Below are 333 nucleotides of genomic sequence, written 5' to 3'. Positions count from 1 at the left end.
GCTCAGGCTTCCACCCATGTGCAGACAACCCGTATCGAAGTTAACGGTTACACCGATAACTCCGCTGCTCACCCCGGCCCACGCGGCGAAAAGTACAATCTGGGCCTGTCCCTGCATCGTGCTGAAAGCGTGAAGGCTGAACTGATCCATGACGGTGTTCCGGCTGCTGCCATCGACATCCATGGTTATGGTGAAGCACACCCGCTGGTCCCAACCGGCCCGAACACCCGCGAACCCCAGAACCGTCGCGTGGAAATCATCCTCCACTAATCGGTCTGCTCCGCGTTACTTCGGAACAATTAAAGGAGGTGCCTCACGGCACCTCCTTTTTTT

Annotated in this window: 1 protein-coding gene; it reads left to right on the top strand. The window is 57.1% G+C overall.

Annotation, left to right across the window (positions count from 1 at the left end):
* Positions 1 to 270, top strand: a 270-nt coding sequence (locus tag Absy_RS12570) for an OmpA family protein (protein WP_048855098.1), incomplete at its 5' end; no start/stop codon positions are given.
* Positions 271 to 333: the final 63 nt, after the last annotated feature.

The organism is Acetobacter syzygii, from assembly GCF_000964225.1.
Lineage (GTDB): Bacteria > Pseudomonadota > Alphaproteobacteria > Acetobacterales > Acetobacteraceae > Acetobacter > Acetobacter syzygii.
This window is presented reverse-complemented; position numbering and strand designations above follow the sequence as displayed.